Annotated in this window: 17 protein-coding genes; 15 read left to right on the top strand and 2 right to left on the bottom strand. The window is 60.0% G+C overall.

Annotated features, from left to right (window positions below; genetic code table 11):
- Positions 1-178 precede the first annotated feature (178 nt).
- The 12 genes from sigI to EAV92_RS14115 all read left to right on the top strand — a co-directional run bounded on the left by sigI (position 179) and on the right by EAV92_RS14115 (position 12498).
- Positions 179-985: an RNA polymerase sigma-I factor gene (gene sigI / locus EAV92_RS14170; protein WP_123043730.1), complete on the top strand. Its 807-nt coding sequence runs from the start codon at positions 179-181 to the stop codon at positions 983-985.
- Positions 982-2343: an anti-sigma factor domain-containing protein gene (locus EAV92_RS14165; protein ID WP_123041709.1), complete on the top strand. Its 1362-nt coding sequence runs from the start codon at positions 982-984 to the stop codon at positions 2341-2343. The genes sigI and EAV92_RS14165 overlap by 4 nt, the downstream gene beginning before the upstream one ends.
- A gap of 169 nt (positions 2344-2512) precedes the next feature.
- The gene (locus EAV92_RS14160; protein ID WP_123041708.1) at positions 2513-3898 is read left to right on the top strand and encodes an ATP-binding protein; all 1386 of its coding nucleotides are present in this window, start codon (positions 2513-2515) and stop codon (positions 3896-3898) included.
- Positions 3899-3936: 38 nt separating this feature from the next.
- Positions 3937-5472, top strand: a complete 1536-nt coding sequence (locus tag EAV92_RS14155; protein ID WP_123041707.1) for a leucyl aminopeptidase — start codon at positions 3937-3939, stop codon at positions 5470-5472.
- A 37-nt stretch (positions 5473-5509) separates the two neighbouring features.
- The gene (locus tag EAV92_RS14150; protein ID WP_123041706.1) at positions 5510-6823 is read left to right on the top strand and encodes an MFS transporter; all 1314 of its coding nucleotides are present in this window, start codon (positions 5510-5512) and stop codon (positions 6821-6823) included.
- Positions 6820-7407, top strand: coding sequence for a sulfite oxidase-like oxidoreductase (locus EAV92_RS14145; RefSeq protein WP_123041705.1), 588 nt, complete (start codon positions 6820-6822; stop codon positions 7405-7407). The genes EAV92_RS14150 and EAV92_RS14145 overlap by 4 nt, the downstream gene beginning before the upstream one ends.
- A gap of 78 nt (positions 7408-7485) precedes the next feature.
- Positions 7486-7830 carry a YojF family protein gene (locus EAV92_RS14140; RefSeq protein WP_123041704.1) on the top strand — a complete coding sequence of 115 codons (345 nt, stop codon included), beginning with the start codon at positions 7486-7488 and terminating at the stop codon, positions 7828-7830.
- 20 nt (positions 7831-7850) lie between these two features.
- A complete protein-coding gene (gene bshB2 / locus EAV92_RS14135) occupies positions 7851-8507 on the top strand; it encodes a bacillithiol biosynthesis deacetylase BshB2 (protein ID WP_123041703.1) in 657 nt (218 codons plus the stop codon).
- A 116-nt stretch (positions 8508-8623) separates the two neighbouring features.
- The gene (locus tag EAV92_RS14130) at positions 8624-10348 is read left to right on the top strand and encodes a TolB-like translocation protein (protein ID WP_123041702.1); all 1725 of its coding nucleotides are present in this window, start codon (positions 8624-8626) and stop codon (positions 10346-10348) included.
- A 70-nt stretch (positions 10349-10418) separates the two neighbouring features.
- Positions 10419-10700, top strand: coding sequence for a HesB/YadR/YfhF family protein (locus tag EAV92_RS14125; RefSeq protein ID WP_123041701.1), 282 nt, complete (start codon positions 10419-10421; stop codon positions 10698-10700).
- Between the two features lie 107 nt (positions 10701-10807).
- Positions 10808-11773, top strand: a complete 966-nt coding sequence (locus EAV92_RS14120) for an aldolase catalytic domain-containing protein (protein WP_123041700.1) — start codon at positions 10808-10810, stop codon at positions 11771-11773.
- Between the two features lie 119 nt (positions 11774-11892).
- Entirely contained in the window at positions 11893-12498 is a 606-nt protein-coding gene (locus EAV92_RS14115; RefSeq protein ID WP_123041699.1) for a hypothetical protein, read from the top strand.
- A gap of 53 nt (positions 12499-12551) precedes the next feature.
- Here EAV92_RS14115 and EAV92_RS14110 read toward each other — a convergent pair whose 3' ends face one another.
- Positions 12552-15473: an MMPL family transporter gene (locus EAV92_RS14110; protein WP_123041698.1), complete on the bottom strand. Its 2922-nt coding sequence runs from the start codon at positions 15471-15473 to the stop codon at positions 12552-12554.
- A gap of 290 nt (positions 15474-15763) precedes the next feature.
- On the opposite strand from EAV92_RS14110, the gene EAV92_RS14105 reads away from it, so the two are divergent.
- Positions 15764-16342, top strand: coding sequence for a TetR/AcrR family transcriptional regulator (locus tag EAV92_RS14105; RefSeq protein WP_123041697.1), 579 nt, complete (start codon positions 15764-15766; stop codon positions 16340-16342).
- A 79-nt stretch (positions 16343-16421) separates the two neighbouring features.
- On the opposite strand, the gene EAV92_RS14100 is transcribed toward EAV92_RS14105, so the two are convergent.
- A complete protein-coding gene (locus EAV92_RS14100; protein ID WP_123041696.1) occupies positions 16422-16748 on the bottom strand; it encodes a hypothetical protein in 327 nt (108 codons plus the stop codon).
- A gap of 112 nt (positions 16749-16860) precedes the next feature.
- On the opposite strand from EAV92_RS14100, the gene pxpB reads away from it, so the two are divergent.
- Together pxpB and EAV92_RS14090 are read left to right on the top strand one after the other, a co-directional pair.
- Complete coding sequence (pxpB, locus tag EAV92_RS14095; protein WP_241158563.1) at positions 16861-18651, top strand: 5-oxoprolinase subunit PxpB; 1791 nt, start codon at positions 16861-16863, stop codon at positions 18649-18651.
- Between the two features lies 1 nt (position 18652).
- Complete coding sequence (locus EAV92_RS14090; protein ID WP_241158273.1) at positions 18653-19450, top strand: LamB/YcsF family protein; 798 nt, start codon at positions 18653-18655, stop codon at positions 19448-19450.
- Positions 19451-19560: the final 110 nt, after the last annotated feature.

Below are 19560 nucleotides of genomic sequence, written 5' to 3'. Positions count from 1 at the left end.
CCCTGAAACGGAACAATTCCGGATCGGGGGCGTTTATATATTTATGGGGCAATGGGCACCACCCCCTACAATAACCCCAAAAAGTGACGATTGCCTTCGAAGTTTATTCCGATTACTTTTTGGGGAGCCCCCTGAAACCACTTGGCAGCCACGAATCATATGAATGTGGGGTGAGCAAGTGCTGCTCGTACTTTGGAAAAGATGGTTCTCCCCCGGGCACGCCGCCGCTTCCCATGAAGATGACGGGAGCGCGACTGAAAGCCGGGTGGCGGCCATTCAACAAGGCGATGAAGAGCAAAGAGAGAGGCTCATCGTTCAATATCGGCCGTTTATCGTCAAGACGGCCAGCAAGTTCAGCCGGCGGTTCATCGATCCGGAGCGCGACGACGAGTTCAGCGTCGCCCTGGCGGCATTCGACGAAGCGATCAACCGGTATTCGCCGGAAGCGGGCGGCAGGTTCATCGGCTTCGCCGAAACGGTCATCACGCGGCGGCTCATCGATTTCGTCCGGCAAGAGAAGCGCCATTCCGCAAGCGTACCTTATAGCGCGCTGACGGACGGCTCGGATGAAGACCAGGACGCGCTGAACCGCGTCGAAAGCGCCGCTGCGATGGAAGTTTACGAGCGTGATTTGGCCGCGGAACTGCGCAGATCGGAAATCGCGATGCTCTCGGAGCAGCTCGCTCTGTTTGGCATACGCTTCCAGGACCTTGTGGACGGTTCGCCGCGCCATAAGGATTCGAGAGAGACGCTCGTCCGGATCGGCCGGACGCTCGCCGAAGCGCCTGAGCTATTCCGAGTCATGCTGGACAAGCGCCAGCTGCCGGTGAAAGAGCTTTGTTCGGCAGTGTCCGTTTCCCGCAAGACGGTGGAACGGCACCGCAAGTATTTGATCGCGGTATCTTTGATCGCGGGCGGGGCTTATCCTTGCTTGCGTTCATACATAGCTTTGGAACGCAGCGGAGAAGAGGGGGATCGGCCATGAATCGGGGCACGGTCATGGAGAAGAAAGGCGGTACGGCCGTCTTGTTGACGCCCGACGGACAATTCGTCCGGGTGAAGGCAAGCCGCGATGCGGCCGTCGGCGAAGAGATCCCTTGGACGGAAGCGGACCGCGTGGCGGGTCAATCCGCTTCAACCGGGCGGAGGAGGCGCTGGATTTCCGCGGGCGCTTTCGCCGCGGCGCTGCTGCTGTTCGTCGTGGCGCTCGTTTCTTTCCGTACTCCACCCGTGGTGGCTTACGTATCGATGGACATCAACCCCAGCATCGAGCTGGGCCTGGACGCCAAAGAACGGGTTCGCGAACTTCGCGCCTTGAACGAGGATGCGGCGGTCATCGTGGATGGAGTGAAATACAAGGGCAAGCCGGTGGAAGACGTTACGAAAGCATTGGCAGGCAAACTTGCCGAGTCTCATATTCTGACGCCGGAAACCGGCGGCGATATCGTCATTGCCAGCGTAAGCGTCCGGAAAGTCGGCGAGGGATGGGAAGCCCAAGTCGCCGCGAAGATCAGCAGCGTGCTGCAGGAAGCCGGCACCGGTTCGAAGGTAACCCAGCCGGATTCTTCAGGGACGAAGCCTTCGCTCACGATTGAGACGTTGTACCTTCCGGAAGAGGTTCGGGAAGAAGCGCAGGAAAACGGTTTGTCCGCCGGCAAGATGGCGTTCTGGCTCGCGGCGGAGAACAGCGGACGTGAGATCCCTTTGGAAGAGCTCCAGAAGACGTCGGTCCGAAAGGTGGCTTCCGATTGGGGCGGTGTGGAAAAGGTGCTGAAGGACGGCAAAATCGACAAGGGTGACAAAGAGTCTTGGAAGCAGCTGCTCGCCGAAGCCAAAAGCAAGAACAAGCAGTTGAAGGAAACGGACGAGGATGCGGCGAAGGCGACGAATCAGCCGAAAACCGAAGACGACGTTTCCGCTGACGTTGGCAAAGGCGCAGGCGACGCCGCCGGCCAGGACAAGAATAAGGATAAAGATAAGGATAAGGACAAAGAGAAAGACAAGGACCAAAACAAGGGCAAAGACGAAGACGCTCAGGGCAAAAACAGGGGCAAAGGCAACGATAAGAACGGAGGCAAGTCCGGCGCTTCCGGGAATGCCGCTGTCGATCCGCAGGATTCGAACGGAGATCCGGTCAAATACGGCGGACAAACCCAGGATCGGAATGAAAACCGCGATAAAGGCAAAAGCAGCGAGGATAACCCAGGCAACAAAAATCAGGATGAGGAAAAAGGCCGAGACCCACAACAGGGCAACGGGAAAGGGAACGACGATTCGCAGAGCAAGGGCCGCGGGCAAGACCGCGGCTCAAACGGCGGTAAAAAGCAAGACAAAGAACGATGATTCTACCAAACGCGATCGCCGGGACTCACGGCGGATCGCGTTTTTTTCGCCAAAAGACGACATTCTCTCGACAACATCTCCGGTTGACATGCTGACAAAATATTGAATATGATGAACTTGATTTACAGCATCTCGAGCGCGCCGCTTCGCGGCGGGAGGACCCCGCATCATGGAAGCTTGGAAGACAAGGTATTTTCCTGTACTTGCCGAATTCGTCCGAACGGGCGGAAACGATTTCCGCAAAGAAACGGAAGAACTTCGCAGGGAGCTTAACGGGACGAGCCAAGACGAAGTGCTGAAGCATCACGAAGAAAGCGTTCGTTTCCTATTCTCTTTCGCCGACCCCGAAGACCGGATGACCCTCGTTCATCGGTCTCTTTTGTTTTTGACGGAATTGCTCATTGCCCTCCGGATGCCGGAACATGCGGCGGCCGAAGAAGCCCCCCGCAGCGAGCCGGTTTTCTCCGCCGCGCTGAACGCCGCGCCGATCATGGAGGAAACGCAGCCGAACAAATTTGAAACCGTTCTCCAGCACATGGACAGCGGCGTCGCCTTGTTCGACGAAGCCGGCAACCTCCGTTTTCTGAACGTACAGATGTCCAAATTCCTGCAGGCGCCCCGGCGGTCGCTGATCGGCTGCACGCTGCGCCAGCTCTTGTTCCATCCCCATTTGGACCGTACCACCCGTCGGTTTTTCCTCCAGATGCTGAAGGAAATGAGGCAGTACCGCCGTTTTCACGGCGAGTTCCAGGACACCGCGGGCCGCATTCTTCTCGTGGGGATTTCCCAATCGGAGGAACTCGAAGGGGATTTTCTGGTCAGCGTGAAGGACGTCTCGGAATATAAGCAGATCGAGCAGGCGGCGTTCCAGAACGACAAGCTGGCTATGCTCGGTAAAATCGCCGCGGCGATCGCCCATGAAATCCGGAACCCGCTCACCTCCATCCGCGGCTTCATCCAGCTGCTCACCCCGTTTCTCCGGGATATCGGGAAGCAGGAGTATGCCCGGATCATCCTGTCGGAGATCGACCGGGCGAACGATATCATTTACGAGTTCCTCAATTCCTCCAAGCCTTCCGCGCCCATGAAACAGACGGTGCTGGTCGGTTTGCTGCTCAAGGAAATGATCCTGCTCTCCGAGAGCGAAGCCCATATGAAGGGCTGCGAGCTTAATTGCGAAATTTTCGATCCTTACCTGACGGTGGCGATCGACGTCAAGCAAGTCAAGCAGGTGCTGCTCAACATCATTAAGAACGCGATGGATGCCATCCACGAGGTCGGGGACGGACGCAAGGGAAGGATCGACGTTTCGGCAAGGCGCGAAGGCAAATTCGCGCTCATCTCCGTCCGGGATAATGGGAAGGGAATGGACCGGAACACGCTCGGCCGTCTGTTCGACCCGTTCTTCACGACCAAGGAAGAAGGGACGGGGCTCGGCCTCTCCGTCAGCTACCGGATCATCAATAACCACGGCGGCACGATCCATGTCGACAGCCAGCTGAACGAAGGAACCGAATTCATGATTTATTTGCCTTCGACCGACGGAAAAGAGTAGAATCGGGGTAAATCGTCGGTACGGGTGGGATACGGAACATGGTGTGGACAGGATGGCAGTTGCAGTGGACGGCAGACGGATCGGAAATCGCCGCCCGGGACGCTTCGGGACGCGCGGCGGAAGCCGTCGTCGTCCTGGTGGATGCGGCAGCGTTGAAAGGCGAATCCGCTCTTTATCAAAACGAGTTCGATCAATCGCTCCGCGACTTTTTCCGTCGCGGGGCTTTTGCCGCTTTGCCGGGCGAAACGCAGGTCATTCCGACGCTCGGACGGAGCGCGGAGCGTTATGTGGTATTCGCGGGCTGTCCACTGGACGCTCCAACCGCCAAAGAAGTTCGGATCGCGGCGGCAGCCGTCGGAAAAACGCTTGCCGGTCTTCGGATGGGCGCGGTGAAGTGGAAAGTGCCGTCCCGGCTGACGGATCGCTTAGGATTACGGGCCGCCGCTTCCGCCTGCGCGGAAGGTTTGCTGCTCGGCTCCTATAAGAAAGACACTGCCGCTGCGGAGGGCCGAATGCTGCCGCAGTGGGATTTGCGGTTCGATCTAGAACGGGCGGAAGAAGCCGAGGCCTGGGACCAAGGGTTTCTGGAAGGCGTGCGGACGGCGGACGCCGTCTGTTACGCCAGGGAGCTTACCAATCTGCCGAGCAATATTCTTACCCCTGCCCGGTTCGCCCAAGAGGCGGTGGAGCTCGCTAACCGTTCCAGCCTGCTGGCCTGCCGGGTATACGATGAGAACGAGGCTGCGGCCGAAGGCATGGGCGGGCTGCTCGCCGTCGGCATGGGAAGCGTGAATCCTCCGAGGATGATCGTGCTCCGTTATGCCGGAGACCCTGACTCTGACGAGTGGACCGGCTTGATCGGGAAAGGCGTGACTTTCGACACCGGCGGCATCAACCTGAAACCCGGAGCGGGGATGGAAGAGTTCATCTCCGACATGGGCGGCGCGGCAGCCGTGTTCGGGGTCATGAGAGGATTGGCCGAGCACCGGCTGCGCGCCAACGTCGTGGCGGTCGTTCCCGCGGCAGAGAATATGCCTTCAGGCAGCGCCTTCAAGCCGGGAGACGTTATCACCACCTACAGCGGCAAGACGGTGGAGATCTTGAACACGGACGCGGAAGGCCGCGTCGTGCTGGCCGACGGCCTGACGACCGCGATCCGCGAAGGCGCGGGCAAGCTGATCGACGTGGCGACCTTGACGGGCGCCGTCATGCACGCGCTCGGCGACGTGACGACCGGCGCGGTCACCAACGATAAGCCGCTGCTGCAGGCGATCGAGAGGGCGTCGGAGCGGGCCGGCGAGTATGTCTGGCCGCTGCCGTCGCATCCCGAGTATCGGAAAATGCTCCGCAGCAGCGTCGCGGATTTGAAAAACCACGGCGGCGCCTGGGGCGGCGCGATCGCCGGAGGACTCTTCATCGGCTCGTTCGCCGAGGAGCTTCCTTGGGTGCATCTCGATATCGGCGGGACGGCCTGGATGTGGGAAGACCGAGACCATGAGCCTAAAGGCGGAACCGGCGTCATGGTCAGGACGCTGCTCGAGTATTTCCGGGGAGATTCCGGCTCAAACGGGTAATGAAGCACCATGAATATGCGGTTTGGGGGAATCCCGTATGAAACGATGGTTCGTGAACGTTCGCCGCGTCATGGAGCCCAGAGCGTTCGAATCGGAGCATCGAAGAGGCTTGCGGATTATGCTGCTCGAAGGAATTCCGGCCAACATCGTGGGCAGTTTGCTGGGCGGGCCGCTGCAGACGGCTTTTCTGCTGTATTTGGGTTTCACGTCGGCGCAGATCGGCGTCGTGCTGGCGATTCCCTCGTTTACGTTGCTCGTTCAGCTAGTCGTGGCATTCGCCATGCAAAAATGGCGGAACCGCCGGTTTTTCGTCGTGCTGTTCGCCGTCAGCCACCGAACGCTGTGGGTGGCGACGGGACTTATCCCGCTGCTGTTCCCGCACGCCGCCTGGGTGCCGCTATATATCGTTCTTTTCCTGTTGTCGTTCACGTCGGCCCAGATTTGCGGAATCATCTGGACCTCGCTCATGGCCGATGCCGTGCCGCCTGCAGTGCGCGGCAAATATTTCGGTATCCGGAACACGGTCCATTTCGCGGTCGTTTGCACGACTTTGTTGGCGGGCGGACAGATCATGGAATGGCTGCCGGGAGGCGCGGGCTTCACCGTCCTGTTCGTGATCAGCGCGGCCAGCGTCGTCTGGAACGGCTGGGAGCTTTCCCGTTACCCGAACCCCGCCTTCCAGCCCTCCGAGAATGGGTCGTCGTTCTCCATGCTGTTCCGGCCCTTCGCGGACGGGACCTTCATGTCGGCAACGGCGTTCATATCCGTTTTTCTGTTGGCGCAAAATATCGCGGTACCGCTTTTTTCCTACGCCATGCTGAACGTCCTCAAGCTGAATTACAGCGAAGTGACGCTGATCACGATGCTGCAGAACGTCGTCATGATGGTCAGCTATTATTATTGGGGAGTCTTGAACGGGCGTTATGCGGCGAGGAAGCTGCTGTTCTGGACGTTTCCGCTGATTGCTGGATCTTGCTTCGTATGGTTGGGGATGGCGGCGCTGCCCGCGCTGCTCGTGCTCGTCGCCGTCCATATTCTGCTCGGCGTCGGTCTGGGCGGCTATAACCTGTTGGTGTTCAACTTTCTGATCGGGGATTCTCCCAAATCGGAGCGGCCTATGTACGTCGCGGTGTTTTCGGCTTTGACCGGCTTTGCCGGTTTCGTAGGGCCTCTCGTCGGCGGCTGGCTGTACAAAGCGGCGGCCGACGGCCCGCGTTGGATCCAGGAATACGGGCTGACGGCCGTGTCCGGTGCCGCCATGCTCGCGTTGGCGCTCGGAGTCGGGCCTTTCGTTTTCCGCGCGCGCAAACCGAAGAAAACGACGATCGATCGAGGAGTGACGGCAAGATGAATACGAAACATAGTCTGGAAAACCGCGTACCGCCGGGACAGCATTTGACGAGCGCCTTCCCGGTGCTGCATTACGGGGAGGTTCCCTATTACCGTGATGTGAGCAGCCAGTGGAATTTGCGGTTGTTCGGACTGGTGGAAGAAGAAGCGGTTATTTCCCATGACGAATTCATGAAGCTGCCGCGCCGAACGTACGGCAACGACATCCATTGCGTCACCACGTGGTCCAAGCTGGACAACGAATGGGAAGGCGTGGCCGTCGCGACGGTGCTGGAACGGGTGAAAATAAAGCCCGAAGCCAAATACGTCATGCTGCACGCGGAGCATGGCTGGACGACGAATTTGCCCCTGGAGGATTTCCTGCGCGACACTTCGTTCCTCGCGATCAAGCACAACGGGGAGGCTCTGTCGCCGGAGCACGGCTACCCCGTCCGCATGGTCGTGCCGCACCTCTATTTCTGGAAAAGCGCCAAGTGGCTCCGGAGCATCGAATTCCGGGAAACCGACCGGCCCGGCTTCTGGGAGCGGAACGGCTACCATATGTACGGGGACCCCTGGGAAGAGCAAAGGTACGATTTCGATTGAACGGCGTGCAGTAGTTCCTGCCTTCAGATTCATGTATGATGGTAGGAAGACAGGAATCCTCGTTTTGGAGGTTTGCAGATGCAGTTGATCAATCCCGTAACCGTGCAGCTTCGGTTGAACGAGCTGCGCGACCAAGATTTGTTTATCCATCTCGAAATGACCACGGGGGCCTATGCCGCCCATCACGACAGCTCGAAACATCCCGCGGCGACTTTCATTTCGAACGCCGTGATCCGATACTCGAACGGGTCGATCGAAGGTCCCGGTCCCTACCGGGTCGGCTTGAAAACCGATAACGGATGGGTGTACTCCGAGGGGTTGACCCACTGGGACGAAGAGGAACGGGAGCGGCTCATCCTGGCCGGCCATGACACACAAGGCAAGCTAGTCGTCGCGCTTCAGCTTGGCCGTACGCCGTTCTGAGCAGAAGGGGGAACCTTGAAATGACGCAAAATATTTTGGTGATCTTGCCGCATCCCGACGACGAAGCGTTCGGCCTGTCCGGAACGCTGGCCAAATACATCAGCGAAGGAGCGCGCGTGACTTACGCCTGCTTGACGCTCGGCGAAATGGGCCGCAACATGGGCATCCCGCCGTTCGCGAATCGGGTGACGCTTCCCGCCATCCGCGCGCTGGAGCTGGAGGAATCCTGCAAAGCCATCGGCATTCAGGACGTCCGGAAGCTCGGCTATCATGACAAAACGATCGAGTTCGAAGACAAAGACGCCTTGGACGCCGATATTCTGTCCCTGATTCGCGAGGTGCGTCCCGAAATCGTGTTCACCTTTTATCCCGGGCACAGCGTCCATCCGGACCACGACGCCACCGGAGCCGCCGTCGTGCGTACGATCTCCCGGCTGCCGAAGGAAGAGCGGCCGATCGTCCGATGCATCGCCTTCTCCAAAAACAAGGACGAAGCGATCGGCAAACCCGACGTGCACGTGGACATCCGCGGGTTCCTGAAGCAGAAGCTCGCTTCGATCCAGGCGCACCGTTCGCAGTTCCAGGCGGCCGAATTGCTCGGCAAAGGAAAGAATGCCAAGAAAGAGATGGAAAGCCGTTTCGGCAACGAAAGCTTTTATACGTATCGTTTCGATTGATCCGTTCGCGGAAGCCATCCGTGGCCCTCAGGCCCGGATGGCTTTTTTCGAGCCTGCAACCAACCGTTTCCAGGCTGCGTCTAATCATGCAGTGAGCTCGAAATGGGGTGTTGGCGATGCGTCATGCCTATGCATGGATTGCGGGAGTGCTGGCCGCAGCGGCGATTGGGTTCATGTTCTCGGCCTTGCTGTCGCGGCAGGAATCGGGCGAAGGGGCTTTGGCGCCGATTTCGGGTTTTCCCAAGCTGGCGCCTGTTCGGGAGATTGCCGTTCACCGCGACGGGGAAGATACGGCTGCAACCCGCCTGATCGGAGATCCTGAACGTATCCGTAAGATCTTGGACGGGTTGGCCGCGGCTCCCCGTTCCCATTTCGACGATCCCGAATTCATGGGCACGATGTACGTGATTGAAATAAAAAGAGGCGATCACGCGAATCGGTTTTTTCTGAACGATCTAAGAGGAACGGGTTCCTACCTCGGCGGCAAAATCTATCCGGAAAATCCGGATCGGGACGAGGTCTGGTCCTTGCCGGCGGACTTGGTGGGCCTGATAGCGGGAAGTGTGACACCCGAATCCCAAGAACCTCCCTTACTTTACTTGAGCACTTCGCTTACCGATTCTTACGTCGATGTCTCCGCCAATCGCGAAGTCGACCGCAGCACGGTTGAGGCGGCCCTGAAGCGGACGCTTCTCCAATCGGGACCTGCGACGGACACTCCTGCGTCCTATGAGGTTCGGTGGATCGACGACCGCCATTTCCGGATTTCATTTTCAGGTTTGGTTCCCGCACGATCGCTGCGATTTTCGCTGGATGAAGCGGCATCGGCAAGCGGAGAGTCGTTCCGTTCGGCGGACGATTCCCCGCGCAACGTCGGCGTGTTGTTCCATCCTGCGGCTACCCAGGCGATCCGGTGGATCGATGCGGAAGGGCGAGAGGCCCTCTCCGTCGCCTTGAATGCGAGGTACATCCAGGAGGTTCGCGTCGGGGGAGCTCGGGAACGGGGTTTGATTTTGCATCGGAAGGATCGACCGCCTCTACTGGTGTCGACTGCAACGGGGAAACAACAGGAGATTCCGATTCCGCCGGCATGGCCGGAAGCGGCCCCCTCTTTCGGGAACGATTACGGGACGGATCTGCTGTTTCCGGATCGACTGCAAGACGAAGAATGTTATGTAGCGGTCGGCAACAGGAACGTCTATCTGCTGGATCGGCGAACCGGCCAGGCTCGATTTCTGTACGCGTCACCGACTCCGATTTACGGGCTCACTCCTTCTCCCGACGGCAAAAGAGCGGCCGTGCTCGTAGGAACGGACAACGGTCTGGGGGATGACTCGGACGTCGTTCTGGTCAGCCGGGATGGCGGGAATCCGGTCATCATGAAAAATGCGGCTCCCCATTCCCATGGCCACGGATCGCTTTTTCCCGCGAGATTGTCTTGGATAACGGAAGAGGAAATTGCCGTGCCGGATCTTCGCGAATCCGCGTGGGGGATGGCTTTCGTGCGTATAACGGACGGCCGAGCACGGCCGGGAGATTTCCCGCTTTTGTCCGAAGCCGAACGGCTGAGTCTGGAGAAGCAGCTGGGTGCAGGCATGGAAATCGTCCGATATTACCGGGAACCGGCAGGCGGCTCGAACCGCATCGCCTTGGAAGTCAATCGGAATTCGGCTTTCGTACCGGAAGTGTGGATCGTCGATACCGACGGGGATTCTCAGGCTGTGTGGGCAGGGGCGGGTTACCTGCTGGGGTGGTCGGAGGCCGGGATCTTGATCGCCGATCTCCCCGCGGAGGGGTATCAGCCTGAACCGGTACTGTCATTGTCGCCTTCGACAGAATAGGCGGTTGCGGTGGATATCCGAATTCACGTAAAATGGAAGCGTATACATATCGAGGGACGGGGTGACGGGCATGGAGCTTGTGGTGACGCCGGCCGCGCTGGCATGTTTCCGCGAAGAATGGGCGTTTGAGGACGGGGAGCAAATCCGGATTTTCGTGAGGTACGTCAGCGGCGGAGAAACGCCCTTCGCGTTGGGAATTACGCGGGACACTCCGCAGGAAGCCGGCCTGATCGCGTCCGCAGGACCGCTTACGTTTTACATGGAGAGCAAGGACGTCTGGTTTCTCGAAGGCAACCCGCTTTTGGTCGATTGCGAGGGCGAGGATATCGTTTTTCGCATAGGCTCGCGTTGACTTTTCCGACTTCGGGCGAAACTTGGGTGGCAAACCCAGCCGGATTGTTGTACACTATGGAAATACAAAATCCGGTGATAATCTCGCGGACCGAAGGAGTAAGGAACATGACCCCGAACAAGCACGGCTTGCATTGCCAAATCGTCGATTGCACCGTCCGCGACGGCGGACTCGTCAACAATTGGGATTTCAGCGTCGAATTCGTTCAAGACCTGTACGAGTCGCTGAACGAGGCTGGCGTCGAATATATGGAAATCGGCTATAAAAACTCCCCTAAGCTGCTCAAAAGCGACGGAAGCGAAGGACCGTGGCGTTTTCTGGACGACGCGTTCCTGCGCAAGGTCATCCCGAACAAGAAGCGCACGAAGCTGTCGGCGCTGGTCGATATCGGCCGCGTGGATGAAGCCGACATCCTGCCGCGCGAAGAGTCGATGCTCGACCTGATCCGCGTCGCCTGCTACGCGCGCGATACGGAGAAAGCCGTAGAACTCGTCAAGCTGTTCCACGATCGGGGCTACGAGACGACGATCAACATCATGGCGCTGTCCAACGTCATGGACAACGAGCTGAACGAATCTCTCGCACTGATCCAAGACAGTCCGGTAGACTACGTCTATGTCGTGGACTCCTACGGCAGCCTGGATCCGGACGATTTCCGGTACCTGATCGAGAAGTTCCGCCGCACGGTGAAAAACAAAAAGCTGGGCGTACACACGCACAATAACCTGCAGTTGGCGTTCGCCAACTCGCTGGTCGCTTCGCAGATGGGCGTCGAGCTGCTCGACTCTTCCGTCTACGGCATGGGCCGCGCCGCCGGCAATACGCCGACCGAGCTGCTGCTTGCCCGGCTCAACAAGCCGGAGTACAACGTCCGTCCGGTGCTCGGCATGATCGAGAAGCACATGCTGAAGCTGCGCGAGAAGGAAGAGTGGGGCTATCTCATTCCCGACATGGTAACGGGCATGCTCGACGAGCATCCGCGTTCGGCCATGGGCTGGCGCGCTTCCGACAAACGCGACCGCTTCACGGAGTTCTACGACAAGATGACGACGCCGGAAACGTTCCACAAATAATCGTAACCGTTAGGGTCGGAGCCTCCAGGCTCCGGCCTTTTTTGTACGGCGGGCTATCGACAATTTTTTCCTTTTACGGTATGGTGGGAGCAAACGAGGTTCCCGAGGAGGAAACCGGATTGCCGTCCGCATCCCCGTATCAAGATATCGTCGCGAAGCTGCAGAATCGGAAGAGCTTGCCGTCCCTGACCCCGGAGCGGGTTTGGCATCCCGGCTTGGATGCGGAGATCGCGGCGCTTTCCGAAGAGAAGATGGCGGAAGGCCGCCCTGACGGTTGGCCGTCGGCGCTGGCGTGGAAGGCGGCTCTCCATCTGTGGAACGACAGCCTTGAGCCCGCGCATGCCCTCGTGCAGGACTTGGATACGCCCACGGGATCGGCGTTACACGGAATCCTGCACAGGCGGGAAGGCGATTACGACAACGCCAAGTACTGGTTTCGGCGTACGGGGGATCATCCGGCATGGCATGGCTTGCAGTCCCGCGCGTCGGAGTGGCTCGGCGGATTGGAGAGGGAAGGCCGGCTGCCACACGGGCCGTCCGGACACGCGATCCGTACGATCGCGGCGCAAGGCATCTGGAATCCGTATCTGTTCACGGACGCGGTCGCCATGGTAGAGGGCAGGATCGGGGACGATGACGCGCGGGAGGTGCTGGAAGGGCTGCAGCATCTGGAGTTGGCCGCGCTGCTCCGGTTTCTTGAGGCTCGCCTAAACGTTGGCATATGAAAGAAATGGCGATGCAGGGATATCCCTTGCACCGCCATTTTTTTATTTTTGACTTAAAGCGCGTCCGTCGCGGTACCGCCCGCCTGCAAGGACTCGCTGTGACCAGCGGCCTTGGCGGTGTCTTTGCGGCGGAATGGCCACCAGTTCGCCTCTCCAAATAGGATGGAGAACGAAGGGACGACGAGCGCCATGAAGATCACGGCGTATAGGAGCAGCCCGATCAACGTGCCTACGCCGATCTGCACGAGCGTGACGACGCCGGAGAAGCCGAGCGCGCCGAAGGTGCCGCCCATGATGACGGCCGCGGAGACGATGACGCCTCCCGTCGTGGTCATCGCTTTGGCCATCGCGGCCGCGACGGCGCCGGTCCGGTACTCTTCCTTGAACCGGGCCATCAGGAAGATGCTGTAGTCGACTCCGAGAGCGACGATGATCAGGAAGATGAAGAACGATACCGTCCAGGACAGTCCGGGGTAACCTAAAATTTTAACGAACAGGAATTCCACGATGCCCATCGTCACCAGGTAGTTGAATCCGAGCGACAGCAGCACGTATAACGGCGCCAGCACGGAGCGCAGCAAAAGCATAAGGACGATCGCGATACCCGCGAGCACGAGCATGCCGGTCCGGACGAAATCGTTGAACGAAATGTCGCGCAGCTCGTTATAGCGGGCGGACGTGCCGGAAGCGTACACTTTCGCGTCCGGGATGACGGATGCGCCCAGGCTTTGGCGGAGGGCGGAGGTGACTTTGTCTACGGTGTCCATCGCTTCGCCGGAATACGGGTTTTCCTTCAGGATAATATCGAACTTGGTGACTTTCCCGTCTTCGGAGACGTAGAAGTCGAGCGCCTGCTTGAAGCTGTCGGTGTTCAGCGCTTCTTCGGGCAGCACCCAGCCGCCGATTTGGTTTTTGCCTTCCGAGGCGATGTCTTCCTGAGCCGCCTGGACTTTTCCCAAGCCTTCGGTTACTTGACCCAGGCCGTCGGAGCCTTGCTTGAGTCCGTCGGTCAATTTGCCCAGACCCGTCTGAAGGGATTCGACACCCTGTGCTGCTTGCAGATGTCCGCCGGCCAATTGACCGAGGCCGTCTCCGAGCTGGCGGAGAGCCGGGACCATGCCGATCAAACCTTGGCTGAGAGGAGCGGCGCCCGCCGCGAGGGATTTCAACCCCTCCGCCAGCGCTTGCTGCTTGGCCGCAATCGCGAGCATGTTGGGATCTTTCGCGAGCTCGGGGTGCGCCTTCAGCAGCATATCGATATCGCTCTTCATGGACGACGCGGCACCGCTGGAATCTTTCAGGCCGGAAGCGATGCGGGAGGCGCCGCTCGCGCTTTGCTCCAAGCCTCCGCGAAGCTCGCCTGCGCCCTTCTGGGCTTCCTGCGTCTTCGCAGCCATGTCGCGCAAGCCGCCGGTCAGCTTATCCATGTCGGCTTGACCGCCGCTCAGTTGTTTGCCGGCGTCCTGCAAGCCGGCGCCCACCTTCGCGACGCCGTCCTTCAGCTGCCCGATGGCGTCGCTCGTTTTGCCAAGCTGGTCCGGCACGGTCAGCTCCGTCAATTGGCGGCCGAGCGGCCGGACGGCGCTGCGCACTTCCTGGACGCCGGGCACCTTCATGGCGTCCACGCTCGCTTGCTCGAGAGCGGCCAAGGCGGACGGCGTGCGCATCGACGCCGAAGACGTGATCGCGATCGATACGGGGAACACCTCGCCGGAGCCGAACGATTTCTCCACCTGGCGGAAACCGACGACGGAGCCGAGCTCGGGGTTGATTTCGGCGATGTCGTCAAACGAACGCTGGCCTTTGAACAGCAGCGTGACGGGCGCCAGCAGGATGGCGACGACGAGAATGACGAGCCCGGCTCTTTTGGAGCTGAGTTTCGCCGCCGCGCCCCACAGCCGAGATTCTCCGTGGCCGTGTCCGCTGCCGACTTTCATCGGCCAGTAGGCGGCGCGTCCGAGCAGCAGAAGCAGCGCAGGAGCCAGCGTCATGGCCGCGATCAGCGTCACGACGACGCCGATGGCGACGCCGGCCGCGGATTGGTACAGGCCGAACTGGGCGAAGCCGATCAGGAAGAACGCGGCGAACACGGTGCTCGCCGAGAAAAAGATCGTCTTGCCGACGCCGCTCATCGTCCTCACCATTGCCAGTCTCCGGTCCCCGTCCTTCGACAGCTCTTCCCGGAAACGCTGGATCATCAGGATGCAGTAATCCGTTCCGGCTCCGAACAGGACGGCGATCAGGAACGATTCCGTGAAGTTGGACACCGGGAGCCCGAGATCCGTCGCCGCGGCGATGAGTCCTCTCGAAATCACGAGGCTGATCCCGATCGTCACGAGCGGAATGAGCGGGGCGACCGGGGAGCGGAAAACGATCAGCAGGATCACGAGCACCAGCCCGACCGTCAGCAGCTCCGTCTTTTTCAAGCCGTCCTGCGAGGATTGTTGGAATTCCTGCGAGATCGGCGCGGCTCCGGTCAATTCGGCTTTCGTGCCGCTTGGAGCCTGTTTCACCAATTTCTTCAGCTTCTCCAGCGTGACCAGCGTGGTGTCCTCGAAATCCGCCTTCGGCAGGTTGACGATGGCGATCGCGGTCGTCCCGTCCTTGCTGAGGAAGCGCTCCTTCAGCTCAGGCTGGGTTTGCGAGGAAATGACGCCCGTGATACCGAGCTGCTCTTTCTCCCGGTCCAGCTTGGCGAGCAAATCGTCCATCCACGCTTGGTCGGAAGCCTGAAGGCCTCCGTCCCGGCTCAGCACGATGACCGCGTTGGAAGCGGCGCGCGAAGACGGATTCACTTGTTCCAGCAGCTTCGTGGCCCGGAGCGATTCGGAATCCGCCGGCAGGAACTTCTGCTCCGTTTTCTTCACGATTTCCTGAAGGTCCGGCAGAGCAGCCACCGATACGGCCGCCAGCGCGATCCATACGGCCAGCAGCGCCCAACGAAGCTTCGACGTCCATTTGACCCATTTGTCCATTCGGTAAAATCTCCTCTCTATCCGTTAGCGGTGAGTGTCGCGAAAGCTTCCCGCCGTTTCTCTGTAAGTCAGTTATAACGGATCGAAAATCGAAATGCAATAAAAAGTTGGACTGTTGGTCATAATTATTTTAAGGAGTGAAAATATTGTAACGACAAAGTAAAATTGAATTCCAATTAGAAGATTTAGGTTAAAAATAGCGGTTTCCGTTTCAAAACTTGTGCTTTCGGTCATTTTATATTGCAGGGGCGCGAAGGTGTGTTAAAATAAGGGGAACAAGGAGGGGGCCCATGAAACGGGAAGTGAAGAAAGCTCAGACGCGGCAGAGGATTTCCGATTCGGCCATCGAGTTGTTCGAGCTTCAAGGATACGAACAGACGACGGTGCAGCAAATCGCCGAACGGGCGGATGTGGCCAAAGGGACCTTCTTCAATTACTACAGTTCCAAAGAAGACCTGATGATGGAACTGCTGAGCATGATGATCATGAAGGAGATCGAAACGATGCTCGGCAAGCCGGGTCCCATCGTTCCCCGCCTGCAGGCCATCGTGTTCGAGTTCGCCCGGAATTTTCCGATGAACCGGTCGGTCACCCGCGCCGTCCTGCAAGGTATATTCGGCAGCGCCAAGCTTCGCGAGATTCAATGTGAGCGCTGCGACGAGATGCACGCCAATTTGACTCCGATTTTCGCTCATGCGCAGGGCAAAGGAGAAATCCGCTCCGACATTTCGGCGGGTCAGGTGGCGCAACTGGCCGTGCAAACCTATTTCGGGGTATTGATGAGTTGGGCGCTGGAACAAGGAGAGCCTGAACTCGTGGATCAAATGGCGTTGACGTTCGAGGTGTTCATTCGGGGCATGGCTCCGTGAAGTCGATATTGTTGGGAGGAGCGCGCAGCAGCCCTCGCGAACTTCGCGTTCGCGGCGCCGCTGCGCGCTTTCGCTTTGTTTAAGGCTGGGAGCCGGCCAGGCGGCTGTAACCTTCCAATTCCCCGTTCCCGCGGATTGCCGCGGAGCGGTGGGCGGGGTTCGGGTGGAAAAATCCTTCTCCCGAGAACGTTTTGCCGCCTGCCGTGACAGCGGAGATGCGGACCCCGATCTCGTCGGTTTCGGCAAAACGCCGCAACAAGGCCGAGTCCGATATTTCCTCGGCGTCGATATACCAAAGTCTCGTTCCGTATTCGGAAACGACCGTCAGTTTGGCCCGTCCGAACGCAAGCTGCCGTTCTTCAGGACCTTCCGTGACGGTCAATGCCGCCAGTTCGAATTGTTCCAAAGCCGTTGCACCCTCTTCTGTTTGCTGAAAATCGCCGATAGTATCATTGTATAAGGATGCCGGATGGCGATGCAACGCCGGGACGGGAAGGAGGAGATGGATCGTGGAACGAATGCGGATGTTTCCGCTGGGAGATGCGGCTTTCCTGTTTTCTTGGACCGAAGAAGACGGAACGACGCCGTCCGGGATCGCCGCCAGGGCAGCGCGCTTACGCAAGCAAGGCTGGACGGGGCTCCGGGATGTGGTGCCGGCTTACCGAACGCTAGCCGTCCACTTGAACCTGAGGGAATTGGCCGGGGCCGCCCGGAGGGCGGGAAGAAGCCTGGCAGCGGAGGTCGAGCGGCTGGCGGAGCGCCTGTATCGAGCGCTGGTCGATGAAGCGGACGGGGTTCCGGCCGAAGCGGACCGGCATATCCGGCTGCGCGTGGCCTATGGCGGCGAGAACGGGCCGGATCTCAACGCTTGCGCCGAACGCAGCGGGATGTCCTCCGAACGGTTCGTCGAGGCGCATTCTTCCGTCGTCTACGCCGTGGCCATGATCGGCTTTGCGCCGGGATTTCCTTATTTGTCCGGCTTACCGGAAGAACTGGCGCAGCCCCGCCTCCCGTCGCCGAGAAGGAAAGTGCCGGCCGGTTCCGTCGGCGTCGCCGGGGGCCAGACGGGGGTGTATCCGGTGGACTCCCCCGGGGGCTGGCAGTTAATCGGGCGGACGGCCGAGCGGTTGTTCCGGCCGGAAGCGCGCGAGCCTTTCTTGCTCGCGCCGGGTGACCGCGTGTCCTTCGTGCCGGTGCCGGCAGAGGAGATCGAGAAACCGGAGGAGCGGGAGTTCGAGCCGGTTACCGCGTCGGGAAACGGATCCTCGTTCCGTGCGGAAGAAATCGGTTTGGAAGTGATCAAACCGGGTCTCCTGACCACTATACAGGATGCGGGAAGATACGGGTGGCTCGCTTACGGGGTTACCGAAGGCGGGGCGATGGACACCGTTTCGATGCGGACCGCGAATGCGCTCGTCGGCAATCCGGAAGACGCGGCGGTTCTCGAAATGACGCTGCTCGGTGCCTCGCTGAAGCTGCGGCGAGACCTGCTTTGCGCCATTTGCGGCGCGGACATGGAGGCTCGGGCGGACGGCATGTCCTTGCCGACGGACCGCCCGGTTTGGCTGCGAGCCGGCACGTTCCTTGAATTCGGCAGGGCGGTCCGTGGCTGCCGAGCTTACTTGGCCGTCGCGGGAGGGATCGCCGTGCCGCCCGCGCTCGGGAGCCGGAGCACCGATGATCGCGCCGGGTTGGGCGGCATCGCCGGGCAAGCATTGGCGTCGGGCGATTGGGTCCCGGTCGGTCCGCTGCCCCGGGAAAGCGGACGTTTGGCCGCCGTGTTGAAGGAGCAGGCAGATCGCCGTGCCGCTTCATGGCAGGCCGTGTCCTGGCATGCCGGGAGGATCGCCGACAACGTGGCCCCCTCAGGAAGCCGCGCGATCCTCCGCCTCGTGGCCGGCGCGGAGTGGGAAGAGTTCGGTGAAGAGGGATACCGGCGTTTGCTGGAGGAAGAGTACCGGGTGGAGGCTTCATCCGACCGGATGGGCGTCCGCCTGTCGGGCCCTCCGATTGAACGGAACCTGCAAGTTGAGCTGGCTTCGCACGGCGTGGCACCGGGGACGATGCAGATTCCCGCGGACGGCCGGCCGATCATTCTGGCGGCCGGCTGCCAGCCGACCGGAGGTTATCCGAAAATCGCGCACGTCATCGGCGCCGATCTGCCGCTGCTCGCGCAGCTGCGGCCGGGGGATGCGGTACGTTTTCGGCTGGTCGGTCTGGAAGACGCTTGGGCGGCATGGGAAACGACGGAAAGAAACCTTCACCTATTGCAGGCGGGAGTTCGCCATAAAGAAGGAGGGAATTCGTAACGTGTCGGGTACTGCCATCAGCATCGATTTGAACGCGGATTTGGGGGAAGGGTTCGGGCCCTACGGCTTCGGAGAGGATGAAGCGCTGCTGCGCATTGTGTCCTCTGCGAACGTCGCTTGCGGATTCCATGCGGGAGATCCGAGCATCATGCGCCGTACCGTCGAGCAATGCCTGGAGCACGGTGTCGCGATCGGAGCGCATCCAGGGCTGCCTGATCGGTTGGGTTTCGGCAGAAGGGAAATGAAAATCACCGCCCAAGAGGCCGGAGACTGGGTCTCGTATCAGCTTGGCGCCCTGCAGGCCATCGCGGCGGCAGCCGGCGGCGAGGTGCGGCACGTCAAGCCGCATGGCGCTTTGTATCACATGGTTTCGAAGGACGAAGCTTTGGCGGATGCCGTCGTTCGCGCGATCCGCGCCGCGGATGGGAGGCTGCTCGTGTACGGACCCCCGAACAGCCGGCTGAGGGAAGCGGCGGAGCGGGCGGGTTTAGCGTTCGCAGCCGAAGGCTTCGCGGACCGGGCTTATGCGGCCGACGGATCGCTCGTCTCCCGGGAGATGCCGGGCGCGCTGCTGGAAACCGAAGAACAAGCGCTTGGCCAAGCGTTGTCGCTCGCGAAACACGGGTACGCCGTGACGCCGGACGGAGTGCGGGTCGCGCTTGAAGTACGCACGATTTGCATACATGGGGATGCTCCCGGCGCGGCCGAACGCGCGGCTTTGCTGGCCCGGGGACTGCTCTCGGCAGGGGTGAGAATTGCCGCTCCTTGTCAAAACGGAGGAAGTTTCGTCGAACGGTGACCGGATTTTTCCATCATGCAGGAAAATCGCGATTCGTGTGGAAATTCATAGAAACGTATATTCATACAAAAAAAGACCACCTTGTCGCGGACGTTTGGTTGGAGGCCCCT

The organism is Cohnella candidum (assembly GCF_003713065.1).
Taxonomy (GTDB): domain Bacteria; phylum Bacillota; class Bacilli; order Paenibacillales; family Paenibacillaceae; genus Cohnella; species Cohnella candidum.
Note: the sequence above shows the minus strand (reverse complement) of the source record. Positions and strands in the feature narration are given on the sequence as shown.

What these genes read in the sequence shown, in the direction of transcription:
- EAV92_RS14160 (WP_123041708.1), top strand. Translation starts at nt 2,513, where the DNA reads ATGGAAGCTTGGAAGACAAGGTATTTTCCTGTACTTGCCGAATTCGTC.
- EAV92_RS14150 (WP_123041706.1), top strand. Translation starts at nt 5,510, where the DNA reads ATGAAACGATGGTTCGTGAACGTTCGCCGCGTCATGGAGCCCAGAGCG.
- EAV92_RS14145 (WP_123041705.1), top strand. Translation starts at nt 6,820, where the DNA reads ATGAATACGAAACATAGTCTGGAAAACCGCGTACCGCCGGGACAGCAT.
- pxpB (WP_241158563.1), top strand. Translation starts at nt 16,861, where the DNA reads ATGCGGATGTTTCCGCTGGGAGATGCGGCTTTCCTGTTTTCTTGGACC.
- EAV92_RS14165 (WP_123041709.1), top strand. Translation starts at nt 982, where the DNA reads ATGAATCGGGGCACGGTCATGGAGAAGAAAGGCGGTACGGCCGTCTTG.
- EAV92_RS14155 (WP_123041707.1), top strand. Translation starts at nt 3,937, where the DNA reads ATGGTGTGGACAGGATGGCAGTTGCAGTGGACGGCAGACGGATCGGAA.
- EAV92_RS14110 (WP_123041698.1), bottom strand. Translation starts at nt 15,473, where the DNA reads ATGGACAAATGGGTCAAATGGACGTCGAAGCTTCGTTGGGCGCTGCTG.
- EAV92_RS14120 (WP_123041700.1), top strand. Translation starts at nt 10,808, where the DNA reads ATGACCCCGAACAAGCACGGCTTGCATTGCCAAATCGTCGATTGCACC.
- EAV92_RS14105 (WP_123041697.1), top strand. Translation starts at nt 15,764, where the DNA reads ATGAAACGGGAAGTGAAGAAAGCTCAGACGCGGCAGAGGATTTCCGAT.
- EAV92_RS14130 (WP_123041702.1), top strand. Translation starts at nt 8,624, where the DNA reads ATGCGTCATGCCTATGCATGGATTGCGGGAGTGCTGGCCGCAGCGGCG.
- EAV92_RS14125 (WP_123041701.1), top strand. Translation starts at nt 10,419, where the DNA reads ATGGAGCTTGTGGTGACGCCGGCCGCGCTGGCATGTTTCCGCGAAGAA.
- bshB2 (WP_123041703.1), top strand. Translation starts at nt 7,851, where the DNA reads ATGACGCAAAATATTTTGGTGATCTTGCCGCATCCCGACGACGAAGCG.
- EAV92_RS14140 (WP_123041704.1), top strand. Translation starts at nt 7,486, where the DNA reads ATGCAGTTGATCAATCCCGTAACCGTGCAGCTTCGGTTGAACGAGCTG.